The sequence below is a fragment of the Mycobacterium sp. UNC410CL29Cvi84 genome, from assembly GCF_000686745.1.
GTDB classification, from domain to species: domain Bacteria; phylum Actinomycetota; class Actinomycetes; order Mycobacteriales; family Mycobacteriaceae; genus Mycobacterium; species Mycobacterium mucogenicum_B.
In genome coordinates this window covers 445,689-464,275 of the sequence record NZ_JMLM01000003.1, presented here as the reverse complement: position 1 = coordinate 464,275, position 18,587 = coordinate 445,689, and the positions used below count along the sequence as shown (strand labels likewise).

Below are 18,587 nucleotides of genomic sequence, written 5' to 3'. Positions count from 1 at the left end.
TGTGCACGATTTTCCGCGATAGCCGCGGAAAATCGTGCACAAATCCCTGGTTACGGGGCGATGAGGACACCCGCGTCGGACGCGGCCTGCTGCAGTTCGTAGATGTCGAGGTCGCCCCAGTCGTTGATGGCACCGGTGTAGGAGCCCAGCCAGGGCACGACACCGGGATCCGGTGCGACGCCGAGGTTGTAGGCCTGCATGCCGGGCAGGTGGTGCTCGAAGAAGTTTCCGAGGATGTCGACGGCGAAGATGATGTCGTTGATCGGGTTCGGGCCCCACAGCGCGGACGCGTTGAACAGCGGGTTGACCGCATCCGGGTCGCCGATCATGACGATGTTGCCGTAGTGCGGCTTGCTGCCGCCGGTGGGATCGTAGGCCGGCATGAACGGCTGCAGCCCGGGCAGATCGGTGGCGAAGTACGCCGCGGTGTCTCCGTAGGTCTCGATGTTCACGAAGTTCGAGTTGACGCCGTTGCCCGGGACCGAGGTGTTGAGGCCCGGTCCTTCGAAGCCGATGCCGCCGCGGCCCGTCTTCTGCGCGACGAACTGGGCCTCCCAACCACCCAGCGAGTGACCGGTGACGAAGATGTCGTCGGTGGTGTAGCCCTGCTCGAGGGCCGCTGCTTCGACCTTCCGCTCGAACGCCAGCGAGTCCCAGAACGCCTGCGGCGTGGTGTGGGTGAAGATGACCTGCATGTCCGTGAAGATCTGCGACAGCGCGATCAGCGGATGGAACAGCAGGTTGGTGCCGCCCGTCGTGCCCTGGTAGGCGACGATGACCTGGCCCTCGGGTGTCACCCACGCCTTGCCGACGGCGCCGGAGAGCGGATTGAACGTCTGCATCTGAAAACCGTTGACGGTGAACGGCTTCAGATCACCCGGCTGGGCGCCGAGCACGTAGGCGTTGGCCGAGGCGTTCAGGAACTGCTCCACCGTCGGGGTGTCGCCACTGGTCGGCCCGGTGTAGGTGAGCTCCGGGATGACGGGCGTCGCGGTGGGGGTCTTGCTGAGCCCGAGCATGTCCTCGATGCGGCGGAAGCCCGCGAACAGCGCCTCGGAAATGGGTGACCAGTTGAACGGGCTCTTCGGGCCGCTCTGCGAGACCGTCAGATCCAGCACCTGCAGGACGGTGTTGATGATGCGGCCGGGCAGCTGGATGATCTTCGCGATCGGGTTCAGCGGCTGCGGTGGCGTCGGCGTCGTCAGGGTGCCGACGGTGTTGTTGGTCGTGGACAGAGCCGCGAGCCGGGTGGTCGGCGCGGGCGTCTTCGTCGGCGCGGGCGCCTTTGCGGGCGCGGGCGTGCTGGAGTCAGCGGCCGGAGTCGGCGCGGGAGAGCCGACCGTCGCGTCCTTGGCCGGCGCGCTCGCGGTGGCGGACTGGAGCTTCGGTGCCTTCTTGCCGTCGCCGGCGGGCTTGACCGAATCGGAGCCGTTCTTCGCCGGTTTGACGGCCAGCTTGGCGTCGGGCTTGGCCGCGGGCTTGGGGTCCGGTTTGGCTTCCGGATCCGCGCCTGGCTCGGGGTCGGTGACCGACGTGTCGGTGGCGGCGTCCGGCTTGGTGCTGGACGTGCCGGACTTGTCGGATGTGTCGGACTTGTCCGCGCCTGTTTCGGCCTTGCCGGCCTTCTTGTCCGGCTTCTTCTTGTCCTTCTTGTCGGTGTTCGCCGGCTGGGGTTTTGCGGGGCCGGGCTTCTGCGGCCCGGACTGGCCGGCCGAGGTGCCGGGTGAATCGGTCGTCCCGGTCTCGGCCCAGGCGACGTTCTGACTGGTCGCCGCCGCGATGCCCATCGCCGCGGCGAGCACCGCCAGGCGGTATCGACCGGATTTACGCAGACTGAGCCCCGACTGTGTCCCCACCGGTGTCCCCTTTGACATCCCTGGTGCCCGCCCGCGCGCGCACGAATCTGACGACACTATGACATCAGGTGATGTCAGTCACGATCAGGTTTGCCAAAGTCGTGGATCACTGCGCGGAGATCAGCGCACCCGCGCCGCCACCGCCTCGGGCATCGGTTCGTACCGGGCGAAGGTGCGGGTGAAGGACCCGGCACCGTGGGACAACGACCGCAGTTCGATCGGATAGCGGGTCAGCTCGATCTCCGGAATCTCGGCGTCGATGCCGGTGCAGGAATCGCCGGCGGTATCGGTGCCCAGCACGCGGCCACGCCGGCCCGACAGGTCGCTCATCACCGCACCGACCATTTCGTCGGGCACCACGATGTGCACGCTGTCGATGGGTTCGAGCAGATTCACCGACGCGGCGGCGGCCGCCTCGCGCAGCGCCAGGCCGCCCGCGAGCTGGAAGGCATAGTCCGACGAGTCCACGCTGTGCGCCTTGCCGTCCAGCAGCGTCACGCGGATGTCGACCATCGGATACCCGCAGATGCCCCGATCCATCTGGGCGCGAACGCCTTTCTCCACGCTCGGGATGAACTGGCGCGGCACAGCGCCGCCGACGACCTTGTCGACGAACTCGAATCCGGCCCCTTCCGGAAGCGGCTCGACCGTGATGTCACACACCGCGAACTGCCCGTGCCCGCCGGACTGCTTGACGTGCCGACCGTGGCCTTTTGCGTTGCCGCCGAACGTCTCTCGCAGCGGGACGCGCAGCTCCGTGGTGTCGACGGCGACCCCGAACCGCCGCGACAACGCGTCCAGAACCACCGCGGAATGGGCTTCACCCATGCACCACAACACGATCTGGTGGGTCTGCGGGTTCTGCTCGATGCGCAGCGTCGGATCCTCGGCGGACAGCCGGGCCAGGCCCACCGACAACTTGTCCTCGTCGGTCTTGGCGTGCGGCACGATCGCCATGGGGAGCAGCGGCGCGGGCATCGTCCACGGCCGGCACACCAGGGGAGAGGCCTTGTCCGACAAGGTGTCCCCGGTCTCGGCACACGTCAGCCTGGCGATGGCGCAAATGTCACCGGCGATCACCTCGGCCGCCGGGCGTTGCTTGCGGCCCAGCGGAAACGACAGTGCGCCGACGCGCTCGTCCTCGTCGTGGTCCTCGTGCTCGGCGCACCCCGCGGCGGGATCGGCGAACGAATTGAAATGGCCCGACACGTGAACCGTCGTGTCGGGCCTGATGGTGCCGGAAAATACCCGGACCAGACTCACCTTGCCGACGTACGGGTCCGACGTCGTCTTCACCACCTCTGCCACCAGCGGTGCATCGGGATCGCAGGCGGGCGCGGGCTTTTCCACACCGGCCGGGGTGAACACCTGTGGTGGCACATGCTCTGGGGGAGAGGGGAATCCGCGCGCGATGACATCGAGCAGTTCGGCAGCGCCGGTTCCCGTGGTGCTGCACACCGGGATCACCGGGAAGAACGAGCCGCGGGCCACCGCGCGCTCGAGGTCGGCAACCAGCACCGCGTTGTCGATCTGTTCACCGCCGAGGTACCGCTCCATCAGCGTCTCGTCCTCGGACTCCTCGATGATGCCCTCGATCAGGGTCGCGTCGTCCGCGAGCAGTGAGACCAGCCCGTCCCCGTCGGGCAGGTACAGCGGAATGACCTTGTCGCCGAACGACTCCTGCGCGGACTCCACCGCGCCGGCGAATGTTGCGCGGGCGTGGTCCAGTTTGGTCACCACGACGGCGCGCGGCATCCCGACGTCGGCGCATTCGCGCCACAGCGCCTTGGTGGCAGCGTCGACCACGTCGTTGGCGGCCATCACGAACAATGCGCAATCGGCCGCCCGGAGGCCGGCGCGCAGTTCGCCGACGAAATCGGCGTAACCGGGGGTGTCGAGCAGATTGATCTTCACCGGCCCGTGCTGCAGCGATGCCAGCGCCAAGCCGACCGACCGCTGCTGCTCGACTTCGGCGGGCTCGTGATCACAGACCGTGGTGCCGTCGAGCACCGTCCCGGCCCGCGTCAGCACGCCCGCATGGAGCAGCAGTGCCTCGACGAGCGTGGTCTTGCCGGACCCAGATGGCCCGACCAGGACCACATTTCGGATCGCGGCCGGACTGTCCACGCTGGGCGCGGCGCCGGATGAGCTATTCGACTTGTCGGCCATGGCGTGCCCCTATCGACGACTCACGTCCACCATGCTCCTGTCGCGACGGTCGGCACAAGACTCAAGCTGCTCAGGCGTGCCACGAACTCCATCGGCTGATCGCGACCCGGATCACCGGGCCGTCCAGCGCCACGCGGTCGTACTGGTGGTACTTGGCCCGCAGCAGCGAGTAGCCGATCGCCATCTCGTCGCCACTCGGGTGCACGGTGGCGATGCCGTCGGCACGGGCCCACCAGAGGTGCGACCAGTCGTCGTCGTACTCCTCGGCCAGCAGGCTCACTCGTGGGTTGGCTGCGATGTTGTCCAGCCGCCGCAGATGCTGCGTCGACTTCCGCTTGGCGTCCACCGCCGTATAGAGCCGGTCCCCGCTGACCGCGAAGACCACCGGGACCACATGCGGCTGGCCCTCGGCGGACACCGTGGCCAGCACCGCCACGGGCGCGGCGGAGAACAGGGCGGCGGGATCGGACATCAGCGATGCCGCGGGGTCGGGGCGACGCTCATGGGCATCCGCGTCACGTTGATCTCCGGCGGACGCGTGGGTGCGGGCGGCGCGGCCGGCGCGGCCGGCGCGTGGTAGGCCGGGGGCGCCGCGGCCGGTGGCGGTTCGGCCGGCGGTGGGGGAGGCGGCGGCGGACTGGGCGTCGACGAGGTCACCGGGGCGTGCGTCGTCGTGGTGGTGGTCGTCGTGGGGGTGGGCTCGACCGGCGCCTCGTCGGAGCCCGAATCCCGGCGCGTGGCCAGGACCACCAGCGAGACGACGAGAGCGACCACCGCGACCGCGACGACGATCAGCAGCAGCCGCGCGTCCTTCTTGCGGTACCAGGGCGGTGGTGGTTCACGGAACCGCCAGGTGTCGGTGTTGAACGCGTCGAAGGTGTCGCCGGTCGGCTCCGGTTCGGGGATGACGAACGAGCCGGTCGTCGGGCCGGCGAACGGTCCGGTGCCGTGTGGGCCGGGGTCGACGGCGCGGAACGGGTCGGTGTCCGGGTCGTCGTCCTGCTCCTCGGCGGACGATTCCAGCACGCCACCCGGCGATAGATCGCGCTCTGGGTCGTCGCTGTCAGCCACCTCCCAGATGCTAGGGGTGGCTCGCGCCAATTGCTCGGTATCGGCGCGCGTGTCCGCGCTTTAGACGTCCTTGACCGGTTCGATGCCGAGATCGCGGTAGCTGACCAGCGCGGCAAACGGCACACCGCGCTTGGCGAAACGCCCGGTGGCGATGTCGCCGCGGTCGACCATCGGGATGACGCCGGTGACCACCGCGCCGAGGGAGGTGACGCGGTCGTAGGCGATCTCGGTGGAGCCGCCGGTGCTGATCACGTCGTCGACCAGCAGCACGCGAGTACCGGGCTCGATGCGGGTGCCCTCGATCCACTGCTCACGGCCGCGGGCCTTCTGTTCCTTGCGGACCGAGAACCAGGCCTTGCCGGTCACCATCGCGACGCCGTGCGCGAGTGGGTCGGCGCCCATGGTCAGACCGCCGACGGCGTCGAACTCGATGCCGTTCAGGGCGGCGAGTTCCGCCACGGCCTTGCTGACGGTCGTCAGGCTGACGCCGTTGTCGATGGCGAACTTGCCGTCGATGTAGTCGTGGCTGAGCTGTCCGCTGGCCAGCCGGAACGGCTCCTCACGGCGCTCGTAGCCGCGGGTGCGGATCAGGTCGAAGGCGGCTTCCCAGCTTGCGGGGCGATCAGACATGATGCGAATCCTAAACCTGGCGGGACCGTCGAGCCAATTCGACTGTCGCGGAACGTAATTCATCGATGGACTGCAGGGGCTGCGGGTATCCGACCCGGGTGTAGGCCATGCCGCGGGCAGTGTTCACCCGCAAATCGAGGCCGTAGCGGTCGGCACCGGTGCAGGTCGCCGACTCGGTGTCGGGGTAGCCGCCGAGGACCCGGGCCATGGCCGCCAGCGAGTCGGCGTGGTCGGCGTTCAGGTGCGCGATCGCCCCCGCGGCCGCAGGCGTCACCGGATCCGGCTGGGCCGCAGCGTAATCCGCGCCCGTCGTCGAATCCATCCGGCCGTAGCCGCCGACCCACCGGACCCGGTCGACGTGCAGCACCCACAGGGCGAAGTCGCTGTAGTCGATGTAGTACTTGGCGGCCGGCACCGCCGCGACGTGGGCATCGCGGGCCGCGTCACGTTCGGCGCCCTCGGGCCGCGCCACCCGTCCGGCAAGGGTCACCCGGCCACCGGCCAGTGGGTCCTTGTCGGTGCTGGCCGCGATGATTGAGATGCTGGCCCGCTGATCGCCGGCGAGGTTGCGGCCGTGCTCGGCGAGATTCGAGACGCACAGCACCGGCGCCCCGCCGAGCAGTCCGTAGGTGACCATCGACGCCCACGGATCGCCGTCGGCCGTCAGGGTCGCCAGGGTCCCGGTATTGGTCGAGGCCGCGATGGTGCGGGCCTCCTCCGCGGCCGACGGCCGGGCCGCGTTGACGATTTCGGCCAACGGCGGCGGGATCGTCGGGGCATCACCTGGGTCGCCATGATCGCGTGTCGCCACGTTTGCACCCTACCCAGGCGCGGGTACGTTGGTGATCGATGGACGCCTCCAACGGTGGCGTGGAACATCCAAGCGCCGCGGATTTCGGACACGCGCGAGTCCTCCCAGAGGACCGCACTTGGTTCAAACGCGCGGTTTTCTATGAGGTGTTGGTCCGCGCCTTCTACGACTCAGACGCTGACGGCTCAGGTGACCTCCGGGGTCTCACCGAGCGACTCGACTACTTGAAATGGCTTGGTGTCGACTGTATTTGGTTGCCACCGTTCTACGATTCGCCGCTGCGCGACGGCGGCTACGACATCCGCGACTTCTACAAGGTGCTGCCGGAGTTCGGCACCGTCGAGGATTTCGTCGCACTGCTGGACGCGGCGCACCGGCGCGGTATCCGCGTCATCACCGACCTGGTGATGAACCACACCTCCGACACCCACGCCTGGTTCCAGGAGTCCCGCCGCGACCCCACCGGGCCCTACGGGGACTTCTACGTCTGGAGTGACACCAGCGAGAAATACCAGGACGCGCGCGTCATCTTCGTGGACACCGAGGAGTCGAACTGGACGTTCGATGCGGTGCGCAAGCAGTTCTACTGGCATCGCTTCTTCTCGCACCAGCCCGACCTGAACTACGACAACCCGGCCGTGCAGGAAGCGATGATCGACGTGCTGCGCTTCTGGCTGGACCTGGGCATCGACGGCTTCCGGCTGGACGCCGTGCCGTACCTGTTCGAGCGCCAGGGCACCAACTGCGAGAACCTGCCCGAGACGCACGCCTTCCTCAAGCGCTGCCGCAAGGTGATCGACGACGAATTCCCGGGCCGGGTCCTGCTGGCCGAGGCCAACCAGTGGCCGGCCGATGTCGTCGAATATTTCGGCGATCCGGAGACCGGCGGCGACGAATGCCACATGGCCTTCCATTTCCCGCTGATGCCAAGGATTTTCATGGCGGTCCGGCGGGAGTCCCGGTTCCCGATCTCGGAGATCCTGGCCCAGACACCACCCATCCCCGACATGGCGCAGTGGGGCATCTTCCTACGCAACCACGACGAGTTGACGTTGGAGATGGTCACCGACGAAGAGCGTGACTACATGTACGCCGAGTACGCCAAGGACCCGCGGATGAAGGCCAACGTCGGCATCCGCCGGCGCCTGGCGCCGCTGCTCGAGAACGACCGCAACCAGACCGAGCTGTTCACCGCACTGCTGTTGTCGCTGCCCGGGTCGCCGGTGCTGTACTACGGCGACGAGATCGGGATGGGCGACATCATCTGGCTCGGCGACCGCGACGGCGTGCGCACCCCGATGCAGTGGTCGGCCGACCGCAACGCGGGGTTCTCCACCGCGAACCCCGGCCGGCTCTACGTCCCACCGAGCCAGGACCCGGTGTACGGCTACCAGGCGGTGAACGTCGAAGCGCAGCGCGACACCACGAATTCCCTGCTCAACTGGACGCGCACCATGCTCGCGGTGCGACGGCGGCACGACGCGTTCGCCGTCGGGTCCTTCCGGGAACTCGGCGGCTCCAATCCGTCGGCGCTCACGTATGTGCGCGAGCTCGTGGGAGATGACGGTGAGGCTGACACTGTTTTGTGCGTCAACAATCTGTCCCGTTTTCCCCAGCCGATCGAGCTGAACCTGCAGCATTGGAACGGCTACACGCCGGTTGAACTGACCGGCCAGGTCGAGTTCCCCCGCATCGGGGAACTGCCCTACCTGTTGACACTGCCTGGGCACGGTTTCTACTGGTTCTCGTTGCGTGCGCCCGTCGGTGAGGAGCCGTGATGGATCCACAGTTGACCGAATATCTGACCCAGCAGCGCTGGTACGCCGGCCGCAACCGGGAGTTGACCGGCGCCGAACCGGCGCTGGTCGTGGCATTGCGCGACGACGTCGACCTGGTGCTGCTCGACGTCAGCTACGACGACGGCCCCGGCGAGCGGTACCAGCTGGTGCTGCGCCAGGGCGAAGGCGAGGTCGGTGACGCCCTGGGCGATCCGGAAGTCGCGAACCTGCTGCTCGGCCTGATCGCCGACTCGGCGACGATCGGTCCGGTCTCCTTTGCCGCGGAGCCCGACGCCGAGCTGCCCTCGGGCGAGACGGCGCGCGTGATGGGTGCCGAACAGAGCAACACCAGCGTCGTGTTCGACGAGGCCGCCATCCTGAAGCTGTTCCGCCGCGTCACGTCCGGCGTGAATCCCGACATCGAGCTCACGCGGGTTCTCGGCCGGGCCGGTAGCCCGCATGTGGCGCCGCTGCTGGGGACGATGTCGCTGGATGGTGGCCCGGAGACGGCGCTGGGCATGCTGGCCCGTTTCGCCGACAACGCCGCCGAAGGCTGGGACATGGCCGTCGCCAGCACACGTGACCTGTACGCCGAAGGTGACCTGTACGCCAATGAGGTAGGCGGCGACTTCGCCGGGGAGTCCGAGCGGCTGGGCCAGGCTGTCGCCGCGGTGCATGCGACGCTGGCCGACGAGCTCGGCACGGCCACGGCGCTGTTCCCGGTGGCGATCATGCTGGAGCGGCTCGAAGCGGTGGCCGCGTCGGTGCCGCAGGTGCGTGAGTACGCCGCGGCCATCGAGAGTCGCTACCGCGCGCTCGAGGGACAGCCGATCACGGTGCAGCGGATTCACGGCGACCTGCATCTGGGCCAGGTGCTGCGCACCCCCGAGACCTGGCTGCTGATCGACTTCGAAGGCGAACCCGGGCAGTCACTCGATCAGCGCCGCGCACCCGACTCGCCGCTGCGGGACGTCGCGGGAATGCTGCGGTCCTATCAGTACGCGGCCTTCCAGCGGCTCACCGAGGGCGGCGGCAACGAACAGCGCCGCAAGCAGCTCGCCGCACGTGCGCGGGAATGGGCCGACCGCAACCGGGCGGCGTTCTGCGATGGCTATGCCGAGGGCGGCGGTACCGACGCCGACGCGGAACTGCTCGCCGCCTACGAACTCGACAAGGCGGTGTACGAAGCCGGGTACGAGGCCCGGCATCGGCCGCACTGGCTCGACCTGCCGCTGGGGGCGATCGCCAACATCGTCGGCGGTTAGGCCATCGCCTTGACGGCCGCCTGAGCCGGCTTCGGGGTCCAGTCGGAGCGGTAGACGCCGATGGATTCCTCGGGGTTCGAGCTGCCGGTGACGCGGTCGCGCGTGGTGTAGATGTACGACGGGCCGGCGTAGGGCAGGGTGCGCCACTTGGCCAGGAAGTCGCGGATGTAGTCGGCCTGGGTGGCCTCGTCGACGGCCGAGTTGGGCTCGCCGTACTCGGTGGCCCAGATCTTCTTGCCGCCGTCACCGTTGGCGGCCATGGCTGCGTGAATGCCTTCGGTCTGGCTCAGCGGCGAGTTGGGCACGCCGGCGCCGGCCGAGAACTTCAGGTTGTAGTGGTACGGGTGGAACGACAGCGCGTCGAACGACCCGGCCGCACCGGCGCCGTACATGCGCTGGACGAAGGTGACGGGGTCCAGGGTCAGCGAGCCGAACGACACGACCGCGCCGACCACACCGCCGATGACGACGGCGCCGCGATCCGCGGCCTTGATCTTCGGGTACGAGGCCTTGAGCATGTCGGCGTAGACGGCGGGCTCCGGGCCCTGCGGGCCGGAAGTCCACGACATCACGGCGTTGGGCTCGTTCCAGATTTCGTAGGCGTCCACCCGGCCCCGGTAGTGCGCGGCGACCGCGCCGGCGAAATCGCCGTACACCGCGGCCGAGGCCGGCGGGCTGCTGATCGGGATGGCGCCGGGTGCCACGGCCCAGGCCGGCGTCGCGACGATGGCGCCGACCACCGACATGTGATGGGCGTTGGCCGCCCCGACGACGGTGTCGACCTGGCCCCAGTTGAAGCTGCCCTGGGTGCCCTCGATGCCGGCCCACGGGATGATGATGCGGACGGTGCGCACGCCCGTCGCCGACATCAGGTCGAAGGTGTGGTTGATGTCGTCGGCGTTCATGCCGTAGACGTCGGAGTCGGCGAAGCCGACGCTGCTGGCCGACTGGCTGATGCCCGTCGGGATGAACGGAATGGTGGCGGGGGAATTGACCAAGGTTTCGGTGGCGGCGGCGGAAACTGCCGCGACGGTGAAGACTGCTGCAGCGATCTTGAGGACCTTGCGCAACGTTCGCTCCAATCTTGTGGCCGTGATCGACCGATTGGCTCGAACCTAACAGCAATTCAGGCCGAAGCCATGAGGACCGAGCGATACAGCTTGGGGTCGACGATCATGTCGACGCGGCCGAACCGGGCGCGCGTCAGGGCCAGCACCTGGTCGAACTGGCTGCGATCGTGAGTGTCGGCGGCGAGCGCGTAGATGCGGTCGGCGGGGTAGCCATGGCTGATGCGGACGAGCGGGCCGGCCTGCCGGGCCGTCACCACCACGCGGTGTCCCTCGCTCAGCAGGCTGTGGGCGGTGGCCAGTCCGGCGTCGGTACCGGCGTCCAGGACGACCGCGACGATGCTGTGCTTCATGAGACGAGTCAACGCCCGTGGCCTAGGCGTCAGATGAGAGCGGATTAGGTAGCCGCACTGCGTTCGTCACCGGACCAGGCGGCGCAGCAGGGCCGACGCCGCGGCGATGCCCAGGACTGCCGCGACGGTCAGGACCGCGATGTCCAGCAGGGTGTGGCCGGGTGTGCCGAGCAGTAGTGAGCGCAGCGCGTTCACTTCGTAGGACAGCGGGTTCACGGTGGACAGCGCGTGCAGCCAGCCCGGCATGATGTCCACCGGGTACAGCGCGTTGGAGGCGAAGAACAGCGGCATGGTGATGGCCTGGCCGATGCCCATCAGGCGGTCGCGGTTGCGCACCAGCCCCGCCAAAGTCATTGACAGGCAAGAGAAGAACGCCGACCCGAGCATCACCACCGCCATGGCGGCCACGATGTGCAGCGGGTTGAAGCTGAGATGGATGCCCATCAGCAGGGCGATCACCAGCACCCCGATCACCTGCGCTATCGATCGGACTCCCGCCGCGAACGCCTTGCCGGTGATCAGCGCCGACGCCGGCGACGGGGTCACCATCAGCTTGGCCAGGATGCCGGCGTCGCGATCCCAGACGATCTGGATGCCGTAGAAGATCGAGATGAACAGCGCCGACTGGGCGATGATGCCCGGCGCCAGGAACGACAGGTACGGCACGCTGCCGGTGTCGATGACATGCAGCCGTGAGAAGGTCTGGCCGAAGATCAGCAGCCAGAGGGCGGGCTGAATCGTCCGGGTGACCAACTCGGTGCGGTCGTACCGCAGCTTCTGCAATTCGACCAGTGCGAAGGCGCCCATGCGGCGGGCGAGCCCGCCGATACGCCTGGCACCGCGGGGTGCGGCGACGAGTTCGACATCAACTGACACGACGGGCCGTCCTCCTTCCGGCGCGGATGTCCTTCAGGGTCTGGCGGTCGTCGTCCCCGGACAGGTCGGACCCGGCGTAGTGCCGGAACACGTCCTCGAGCGTGGCGGCCGGACCGAGCGTCGCCTTCAGATCGGTGGGCGACCCGACGGCCTGCAGGACGCCGTGGTGCATGAGGGCAACCCGGTCGCACAATGCGTCGGCTTCCTCCATGTAGTGCGTGGTGAGCAGGACCGTCATGCCGAACTCCTGCTGCATGTTCGCCACCTGGGCCCAGACGCTGTCGCGCGCAATGGGATCCAGGCCGACGGTCGGTTCGTCGAGGATCAGCAGCGACGGCCGGTTCACCAGGGCCTGCGCCAGCTCGAGTCGCCGGACCATGCCGCCCGAGAAGGTTTTCGCGGGCCGGTCGGCGACGTCGAGCAGCTGCATGGCACGCAGCGCATCGTCGACCCTGTCGCGGCGCTCGCGGCGCGGCACGTCGTAGAGGCGCGCGAACAGGTCGACGTTCTGGCGTCCGGTGAGGGCCGACTCGATCGAGAGTTGTTGCGGCACATAGCCGAGGTTCTGGCGGATATCCATGGTGCGGTGGCCGGCGTCGAGCCCGAAGATGCGGACCTGCCCGTGCTGCACCGGCGTCAGGGTGGTGAGCAGCCGCACCAGGGTGGTCTTGCCGGCGCCGTTGGGGCCGAGCAGTCCCATGGTTTCACCCACCTGGACGGTGAGGCTCAGGTCGTCGACCGCGGTGAAATCGCCGTAGCGGTGCGTGACGTGGTCGCATTCGACGGCGGGAGTACTCATGGTTGGCCCTCCTGGAGCATTCGGGTCATCTCGGCCAGGACGGTCAAACCCTTTGTCAGATCGTCGATTTGCTCGGTGCTGAGTTGCTTCAGGACGACATCGAGGGCGGCCCGGCGCGAGGCCCTGGTCTGATCGGCGAGCTGCTGGGCGGGTTCGGTCAGTCGGAGCCGGCCGATGCGGCGATCGTCGGGGTCGACGGTGCGGACCAGGAGTTCGTCCGCGGCCAGCTTGGAGACCAGGGTCGACGCGGTGTTGGCGGCCAGGCCGAGTTCCTGTGCGGCTTCCCGGACCGAGATGCCGGGCCGGCGGCCGACGAGTCTGAGCAGTTCGGCTTGCGATTGGGTGACGCCCGCGAAGCTCCCTCCGGCGGTGCGGCGCAGCTGCCGACGGAACGTGCCGACGGTGTGGAACAGGTCGGTGCTGAGATCGGAGGTCGGGGCAGTGTGTGCGGGCACGTCGCCATAATAGCTCTGTTACAGAGGTATTGCAGCATCGTGGTTTACTCGGGCGGTGTTCCCCGACTACCGCACGCTGCTGACCAGGTTTGACGGCGGTGTGGTGACGCTGACGCTGAACCGGCCCGAGCGGCGCAACGCATTTGGTGACGGGATGCGGGAAGAACTCGCCGACGCCTACACCCGCAGCGACGAGGCCGACGACGTGCGGGCCATTGTGCTGACCGGGGCGCCACCGGCGTTCTGCGCCGGGGCCGACCTGGGCGCGGGCGACGAGACGTTCGCGGCGCCGGGCCCGGAGTTCAGTGCGGCCGGCATCCCGGTTCCGGCGTGGTCGTTGAGCAAGCCGGTGATCGCGGCGGTCAACGGGCACGCGATCGGGCTGGGGCTCACCTTGGCGCTGCAGTGCGATATCCGGATTTTCGCCGCCGACGCCCGCTACGGCGTCGTGCAGGTGCGCCGCGGGGTGGTCGGGGACGCCTACTCCCACTGGGTGTTGCCGCGGCTGGCCGGCATCGCGCGGGCCGCGGAAATCCTGTTGACCGGAACGACTTTCGATGGACACCGCGCGGCAGAGCTCGGTATCGCGAGCCGCGTGCTGCCCGCTGACGAGGTGCTGCCGGCCGCGCTGGCGGTGGCCCATGACATCGCGGACAACACCGCACCGATGTCGGTGGCGGCCAGCAAGCGGCTGCTCTGGGATTCGTTCGACCTGTCGCGCGACGAGGTGGGGCAGCGGGAGACGGAGATCCATCTCGCGGTGATGGCGCACGACGACGCCAAGGAGGGTGTGCGGGCGCTGCAGGCCGGGCGGCTGCCGCGGTGGTCGGGCCGACCGGTGGATCCGACTGCCTAGACCACCGACACGCCGGAATCTTTCAGGGCGGCAACGGCATTCGCGGTGCCGTCGGCCGAAACCCCGGCGGTGTAGTCGAGCAGGACGCGGGTGCGGAACCCGGCCGTGGCGGCGTCGGCTGCCGTCGCTTTGACGCAGTAGTCGGTGGCGATGCCGACCACGTCGACCTCGTCGACGCCGCGGGTGCGCAGCCAGTCCGCCAGCGCGGTGCCGGTGCCGTCCTCGCCTTCGAACCCGCTGTACGCCGCGGAGTACCGGCCCTTGCGAAACACCGCCTCGACCGTGGACACGTCGAGCTCGGGGTGGAACTGCTCGCCCGGTGTCCCGGCGACGCAGTGGGGCGGCCACGACGTCACGTAGTCGGGTTGGTCGGAGAAATGCGCGCCCGGGTCGATGTGATGGTCGGCCGTGGCCACGACGTGGTCGTACTCGCGGCGGGCCAGCAGGCCGGTGATCGCGCGGGCCACCTCGCCGCCGCCGGACACCGCGAGGGAGCCCCCTTCGCAGAAGTCGTTCTGCACGTCGACGACGATCAACGCCCGCATGTGTCCACGGTAGACCGCTTGCTGCGGTTCGCCCGTTGCCGTAGCGTCCGGACACGTGTCCGAACAGGCGCTTGAGCCCACCCGGCGCCGGTTGACGGCCAAACAGGCCGATACGGTCGACCGGCTGAGCCGTGCCGCGCTCGACCTGTTGCGCCGCGAAGGCTTCGCGGGACTGACGGTCCGCCGGGTCGCGGCCGACGCCGGTGTCGGCGCGGCGACGGCCTACACCTACTTCTCGTCGAAGGAACACCTGGTCGCCGAGGTGTTCTGGCGCCGACTGGCGTCCTCGCCGCCCGCGGCGCACGACTCCGACGATCCTGCCACGCGGGTGACCGAGGTGCTTCGGCACATCGCGCTGCTGGTGATCGACGAGCCGGAGTTCGCCGGCGCCGTGACCAACGCGCTGCTCGGCCGCGACCCGGATGTCGAGGTGCTGCGGCAGCGCATCGCCGGGGACATCCGCGCGCGGCTGGCGGCGGCGCTCGGCCCGGACGTCGACGACGACGTCATCGAGTCGCTGGAGATGCTCTATTCGGGCGCGCTGGTCCGGGCCGGCATGGGATTCACGTCGTACGACGAGATCGCCGAACGGCTGGAGAAGTCAGCGCGCCTGATGTTGCGCTGACGATCTGGTGCCCAGCATCGCGAGTGCGGCGGTGAGAGCCGGCTCGGTGAGGTCTGCGACGTCGCGGCCGTCCTCGACGAGGAGCGCGGTGAGTTCGCGAAGGCCACCGAGCAGGATCAGGGCCACCGGCCGGCTGACCGGGGACAGGCCGGCGCGCTGAAATGCCGCGCCGCTGCTGAGGTCGACGACCATGTCGGTGAGCTGCTCCATGGCATGGCGATTCAGCGGTAGCGCGGCGTCACCGAGGGCCGGCGCTTCCCGGATCCAGCTCAGGGTGATCGCGGGCCGGGAAGCGATGTGTGCGACATACGCGTCCACGGCGTTGCGCACCTGCTGCTCCCAGTCGACATCGGGATCGATGGCGGCGCGGATCCGGGCGATGAGGTCGTCGTTGTTGGTGCGCAGCAGCTCGACGAAGCACTCCTGCTTGCTGGCGAACTGGTCGTAGAAGGTGCGCTTCGACGTCTTGGCGTTCCGGACGATGTCGGCGACGGTGGTGTCGCGGTAGCCCCGGGTCTCCAGGGAGGTGGCGAGCCCGTCGAGCAGCCGCCCGCGGAAGGGCTGTGCCGCCGATTGTGCCGAGTTGACCTCGCCGTCTGCCATCTCTCCCAGAACCCTTGCCTAGCTGTGGTACCAGCCGGTACCGTACCCGATAACCGCGTGGTACACCGTGGTACCGCGTAATCAGTGGCTTGGAGTGTGCCATGACCGAAACCGTCACCGCTGAACTCACCGACCGCGCCCCGGCGATCCACCTGCCGCCGGCGACCGGAGTCCCCAAGCTGCTCCAGGGCGTCGCGTTCGCGACCAACCGGCGCGGGTTCGTCAACCGGATGGTGCCGCGACTCGGTCCGGTATTCACCTGTGACGCACCGGTTTTCGGCCGCGCGGTCATGGTGACCGACCCGCAGCTGGCCAAGCAGCTGTTCGCGGCGAACCCGGCCGACGTCGGCAACATCCAGCCGAACCTATCCCGCGTCCTCGGCAGCGGATCGGTGTTCGCGCTCGACGGTTCCGAACACCGGCTGCGCCGTAAGTTGCTGACCCCGCCGTTCCACGGCAAGAGCATCAAGAACTACGAGCGCATCTTCGAAGAGGAGACGCTGCGTGCGGCGGCGTCCTGGCCCGAGGGGAAGTCGTTCCCCACGCTCGAGCCGATGATGCACATCACTCTCAACGCCATCCTGCGCGCGGTGTTCGGCGCCGACGGTCACCACCTCGACGAACTGCGGCGGATCATCCCGCCGTGGGTCACCCTGGGGTCGCGGCTCGCGGTGCTGCCCATGCCGCCGCGCACGTACGGCCGCTTCACACCGTGGGGCCGGCTCGCCGAGTACCGACGCCGGTACGACGAGGTCGTCGGCAGGCTCATCGACACGGTCGCCGCCGATCCTGCGCTCGAGAGCCGCGACGACGTGCTGGCGCTGCTGCTGCGCAGCACCTACGAGGACGGAACGGCGATGTCCCGCAGCGACATCGCCGACGAACTGCTGACGCTGCTGGCGGCCGGTCACGAAACCACCGCGGCCACCATGGCGTGGGTCTTCGAACGGATCTCCCGCCACCCCGAGGTGCTGCGCCGCCTCGAGGACGAGGTGGCAGCCGGTGAGACCGACGAGTACCGCCAGGCGACCATCCTTGAGGTACAACGCATCCGCACCATCATCGACTTCGCCGGCCGGCACGTGTACGCGCCGACCTTCCAGCTCGGCGAATGGGTCATTCCACGGGGTTTCTCGGTGATCGTCGCCATCGACCACATGCACGAGGACGCAAAGGAATTCGCCGATCCGGAGCGGTTCGATCCGGAGCGGTTTCTCGGGCGCCGTCCGCCGCTGGCGTTCCTGCCGTTCGGTGGCGGTACCCGGCGCTGCGTGGGCGCGGTGTTCGCGCAGGTCGAGATGGACGTCGTGCTGCGGACGGTGTTGCGGCACTTCGCTATTCAGGTCACCAGTGCGCCGGGGGAGCGGGTCTTCTCGCGGGGTGTGGCCTACACGCCCAAAGACGGTGGCCGCATGACCTTACGCCGGCGGGTCACCCCGCTGTAGGTTCATGCCGTGACCGAACGGATTACGCAGTACCGCAATGACGGACTGACCTTCGACGTGGTCGACTCCGGCCCCATCGACGGCGACGTCGTGGTGTTGTTGCACGGCTTCCCGCAGACCGCCGAGTCTTGGACCGCCGTGTCGGAGCTGTTGCACGCCAACGGTTTCCGGACGCTGGCACCCAACCAGCGGGGCTATTCGCCCGGTGCCCGGCCGAAGGGCCGGCGGCAATACACGATCCCCAAACTGACCGACGACGTTGCCGCGCTGATCGACCTGGTCGGCGGACCGGTGCACGTCGTCGGGCACGACTGGGGCGCCGCGATCGCCTGGTCGCTGGCGGCGACGAAACCGGAGTTGGTGCGCACCCTGACCGCCGTGTCGGTGCCCCACACCGGCGCCTTCCTGAAGGCGATGGCCGTCGGGACGCAGGCGCTGCACTCGTACTACATGCTGATCTTCCAACTGCCGTGGCTCGGCGAACGATTCGCGCAACTGGCCATGCCGCGCAGCGGAATGACCGATGAAGCGCTGGCCGTCACGCGGGCCGAGGTATTCGACAGCGGGGCGCTGACCACCGCACTCAACTGGTACCGCGCCATGCCGTTCGTGAACCCGAAATCGGCATTCACCCCGGTGACCCGGCCTACCACCTACATCTGGAGCGACGGCGACATCGCCCTCGGCCGCAAGGGCGCCCTGCTCACCGAGCAGTTCGTCCACGCGCCGTACAAGTTCGAGATCGTCGAAGGCGCCAATCACTGGCTACCCGATCAGCACCCCGAGCTGGTCGCCCGGCTGATCGCCGAGCGAGCCGCCACGGCGTGATTTGTGCACGATTTTCCGCGGGTGGCGCGGAAAATCGTGCACAAATCACTGGCGCTTGGGCAGTTTCCAGCCCGGCCGCGGGAAGTGGCAGGTGTAGCCGTTGGGTATGCGCTCCAGGTAGTCCTGGTGCTCCGGCTCGGCCTCCCAGAACGGGACGGCCGGCGTCACCTCGGTGACCACCTTGCCGGGCCACAGGCCCGAGGCGTCGACGTCGGCGATGGTGTCCTCGGCGATGCGCTTCTGCTCGTCGTCGGTGTAGAAGATCGCCGAGCGGTAGCTGGTGCCGACGTCATTGCCCTGCCGGTTGACGGTCGACGGATCGTGGATCTGGAAGAAGAACTCCAGGAGCGCGCGATAGTCGGTCCGGCTGGGGTCGTAGATGATCTCGACGGCCTCGGCGTGGCCGGGGTGGTTGCGGTACGTCGGGTGATCGTTGGTCCCGCCGGTGTAGCCGACCCGCGTGGTCAGCACGCCCGGCTGCTTGCGGATCAGGTCCTGCATCCCCCAGAAGCAGCCGCCGGCCAGGATCGCGGTTTCGGTGTTTGTCATGTGCGC

20 protein-coding genes are annotated in these 18,587 nt (G+C 68.5%); 6 read left to right on the top strand and 14 right to left on the bottom strand.

The window, feature by feature from the left end; translation table 11 throughout:
- Window positions 1-50 precede the first annotated feature (50 nt).
- The 6 genes from BR47_RS0108260 to BR47_RS0108235 all read right to left on the bottom strand — a co-directional run bounded on the left by BR47_RS0108260 (window position 51) and on the right by BR47_RS0108235 (window position 6,537).
- Complete coding sequence (locus BR47_RS0108260) at window positions 51-1,856, bottom strand: hypothetical protein (RefSeq protein WP_353582938.1); 1,806 nt, start codon at window positions 1,854-1,856, stop codon at window positions 51-53.
- A gap of 120 nt (window positions 1,857-1,976) precedes the next feature.
- Window positions 1,977-4,025, bottom strand: coding sequence for an elongation factor G (locus BR47_RS0108255; RefSeq protein ID WP_029119192.1), 2,049 nt, complete (start codon window positions 4,023-4,025; stop codon window positions 1,977-1,979).
- A gap of 70 nt (window positions 4,026-4,095) precedes the next feature.
- Window positions 4,096-4,497, bottom strand: a complete 402-nt coding sequence (locus tag BR47_RS0108250; protein WP_020099632.1) for a TIGR03668 family PPOX class F420-dependent oxidoreductase — start codon at window positions 4,495-4,497, stop codon at window positions 4,096-4,098.
- On the bottom strand, window positions 4,497-5,096 hold the full coding sequence (locus tag BR47_RS30025; protein ID WP_051634674.1) for a hypothetical protein: 600 nt from the start codon (window positions 5,094-5,096) through the stop codon (window positions 4,497-4,499). Before BR47_RS30025 ends, BR47_RS0108250 begins: the two co-directional genes overlap by 1 nt.
- A gap of 60 nt (window positions 5,097-5,156) precedes the next feature.
- A complete protein-coding gene (locus tag BR47_RS0108240; RefSeq protein ID WP_020099630.1) occupies window positions 5,157-5,726 on the bottom strand; it encodes an orotate phosphoribosyltransferase in 570 nt (189 codons plus the stop codon).
- Window positions 5,727-5,736: 10 nt separating this feature from the next.
- Window positions 5,737-6,537 (bottom strand): HugZ family pyridoxamine 5'-phosphate oxidase, encoded by an 801-nt coding sequence (locus BR47_RS0108235; protein ID WP_029119191.1) that lies wholly within the window; start codon window positions 6,535-6,537, stop codon window positions 5,737-5,739.
- Between the two features lie 38 nt (window positions 6,538-6,575).
- Between BR47_RS0108235 and treS the strand changes: the two genes are divergently transcribed.
- Both treS and BR47_RS0108225 read left to right on the top strand, forming a co-directional pair.
- On the top strand, window positions 6,576-8,315 hold the full coding sequence (gene treS, locus BR47_RS0108230; protein WP_029119190.1) for a maltose alpha-D-glucosyltransferase: 1,740 nt from the start codon (window positions 6,576-6,578) through the stop codon (window positions 8,313-8,315).
- Window positions 8,315-9,580 (top strand): maltokinase N-terminal cap-like domain-containing protein, encoded by a 1,266-nt coding sequence (locus BR47_RS0108225; protein WP_029119189.1) that lies wholly within the window; start codon window positions 8,315-8,317, stop codon window positions 9,578-9,580. Before treS ends, BR47_RS0108225 begins: the two co-directional genes overlap by 1 nt.
- On the opposite strand, the gene BR47_RS30020 is transcribed toward BR47_RS0108225, so the two are convergent.
- The 5 genes from BR47_RS30020 to BR47_RS0108200 form a co-directional block, all read right to left on the bottom strand.
- The gene (locus tag BR47_RS30020; protein WP_051634673.1) at window positions 9,577-10,650 is read right to left on the bottom strand and encodes a cellulase family glycosylhydrolase; all 1,074 of its coding nucleotides are present in this window, start codon (window positions 10,648-10,650) and stop codon (window positions 9,577-9,579) included. The genes BR47_RS0108225 and BR47_RS30020 overlap by 4 nt on opposite strands.
- A 56-nt stretch (window positions 10,651-10,706) precedes the next feature.
- A complete protein-coding gene (locus tag BR47_RS30015; RefSeq protein ID WP_051634672.1) occupies window positions 10,707-11,000 on the bottom strand; it encodes an SDR family NAD(P)-dependent oxidoreductase in 294 nt (97 codons plus the stop codon).
- A 66-nt stretch (window positions 11,001-11,066) separates the two neighbouring features.
- Complete coding sequence (locus BR47_RS0108210; protein ID WP_036426907.1) at window positions 11,067-11,807, bottom strand: ABC transporter permease; 741 nt, start codon at window positions 11,805-11,807, stop codon at window positions 11,067-11,069.
- 58 nt (window positions 11,808-11,865) lie between these two features.
- Window positions 11,866-12,675 (bottom strand): ATP-binding cassette domain-containing protein, encoded by an 810-nt coding sequence (locus BR47_RS0108205; RefSeq protein WP_029119187.1) that lies wholly within the window; start codon window positions 12,673-12,675, stop codon window positions 11,866-11,868.
- Window positions 12,672-13,130: a MarR family winged helix-turn-helix transcriptional regulator gene (locus BR47_RS0108200; RefSeq protein ID WP_029119186.1), complete on the bottom strand. Its 459-nt coding sequence runs from the start codon at window positions 13,128-13,130 to the stop codon at window positions 12,672-12,674. The genes BR47_RS0108205 and BR47_RS0108200 overlap by 4 nt, the downstream gene beginning before the upstream one ends.
- Window positions 13,131-13,185: 55 nt before the next feature.
- On the opposite strand from BR47_RS0108200, the gene BR47_RS0108195 reads away from it, so the two are divergent.
- Window positions 13,186-13,986 carry an enoyl-CoA hydratase/isomerase family protein gene (locus BR47_RS0108195; protein WP_029119185.1) on the top strand — a complete coding sequence of 267 codons (801 nt, stop codon included), beginning with the start codon at window positions 13,186-13,188 and terminating at the stop codon, window positions 13,984-13,986.
- Here the strand turns inward: BR47_RS0108195 and BR47_RS0108190 are convergent.
- Window positions 13,983-14,531 carry a nicotinamidase gene (locus BR47_RS0108190; protein WP_029119184.1) on the bottom strand — a complete coding sequence of 183 codons (549 nt, stop codon included), beginning with the start codon at window positions 14,529-14,531 and terminating at the stop codon, window positions 13,983-13,985. The two genes, BR47_RS0108195 and BR47_RS0108190, sit on opposite strands and share 4 nt — an antisense overlap.
- A gap of 55 nt (window positions 14,532-14,586) precedes the next feature.
- Here BR47_RS0108190 and BR47_RS0108185 point away from each other — a divergent pair, with 55 nt between their 5' ends.
- Window positions 14,587-15,156 (top strand): TetR/AcrR family transcriptional regulator, encoded by a 570-nt coding sequence (locus BR47_RS0108185; protein WP_029119183.1) that lies wholly within the window; start codon window positions 14,587-14,589, stop codon window positions 15,154-15,156.
- Here BR47_RS0108185 and BR47_RS0108180 read toward each other — a convergent pair.
- Window positions 15,133-15,759 carry a TetR/AcrR family transcriptional regulator gene (locus BR47_RS0108180; RefSeq protein ID WP_020099618.1) on the bottom strand — a complete coding sequence of 209 codons (627 nt, stop codon included), beginning with the start codon at window positions 15,757-15,759 and terminating at the stop codon, window positions 15,133-15,135. The genes BR47_RS0108185 and BR47_RS0108180 overlap by 24 nt on opposite strands.
- A gap of 101 nt (window positions 15,760-15,860) precedes the next feature.
- On the opposite strand from BR47_RS0108180, the gene BR47_RS0108175 reads away from it, so the two are divergent.
- Window positions 15,861-17,204 (top strand): cytochrome P450, encoded by a 1,344-nt coding sequence (locus BR47_RS0108175; protein ID WP_029119182.1) that lies wholly within the window; start codon window positions 15,861-15,863, stop codon window positions 17,202-17,204.
- A gap of 9 nt (window positions 17,205-17,213) precedes the next feature.
- Window positions 17,214-18,032 (top strand): alpha/beta fold hydrolase, encoded by an 819-nt coding sequence (locus BR47_RS0108170; protein ID WP_029119181.1) that lies wholly within the window; start codon window positions 17,214-17,216, stop codon window positions 18,030-18,032.
- A gap of 45 nt (window positions 18,033-18,077) precedes the next feature.
- Here BR47_RS0108170 and msrA read toward each other — a convergent pair whose 3' ends face one another.
- Complete coding sequence (msrA, locus tag BR47_RS0108165) at window positions 18,078-18,581, bottom strand: peptide-methionine (S)-S-oxide reductase MsrA (protein WP_029119180.1); 504 nt, start codon at window positions 18,579-18,581, stop codon at window positions 18,078-18,080.
- Window positions 18,582-18,587: the final 6 nt, after the last annotated feature.

Coding starts and splice junctions, on each gene's coding strand:
- BR47_RS0108255 (WP_029119192.1), bottom strand. CDS start 4,025: ATGGCCGACAAGTCGAATAGCTCATCCGGCGCCGCGCCCAGCGTGGAC.
- BR47_RS0108250 (WP_020099632.1), bottom strand. CDS start 4,497: ATGTCCGATCCCGCCGCCCTGTTCTCCGCCGCGCCCGTGGCGGTGCTG.
- BR47_RS0108240 (WP_020099630.1), bottom strand. CDS start 5,726: ATGTCTGATCGCCCCGCAAGCTGGGAAGCCGCCTTCGACCTGATCCGC.
- treS (WP_029119190.1), top strand. CDS start 6,576: ATGGACGCCTCCAACGGTGGCGTGGAACATCCAAGCGCCGCGGATTTC.
- BR47_RS0108225 (WP_029119189.1), top strand. CDS start 8,315: ATGGATCCACAGTTGACCGAATATCTGACCCAGCAGCGCTGGTACGCC.
- BR47_RS30015 (WP_051634672.1), bottom strand. CDS start 11,000: ATGAAGCACAGCATCGTCGCGGTCGTCCTGGACGCCGGTACCGACGCC.
- BR47_RS0108210 (WP_036426907.1), bottom strand. CDS start 11,807: ATGGGCGCCTTCGCACTGGTCGAATTGCAGAAGCTGCGGTACGACCGC.
- BR47_RS0108205 (WP_029119187.1), bottom strand. CDS start 12,675: ATGAGTACTCCCGCCGTCGAATGCGACCACGTCACGCACCGCTACGGC.
- BR47_RS0108190 (WP_029119184.1), bottom strand. CDS start 14,531: ATGCGGGCGTTGATCGTCGTCGACGTGCAGAACGACTTCTGCGAAGGG.
- BR47_RS0108180 (WP_020099618.1), bottom strand. CDS start 15,759: ATGGCAGACGGCGAGGTCAACTCGGCACAATCGGCGGCACAGCCCTTC.
- BR47_RS0108175 (WP_029119182.1), top strand. CDS start 15,861: ATGACCGAAACCGTCACCGCTGAACTCACCGACCGCGCCCCGGCGATC.
- msrA (WP_029119180.1), bottom strand. CDS start 18,581: ATGACAAACACCGAAACCGCGATCCTGGCCGGCGGCTGCTTCTGGGGG.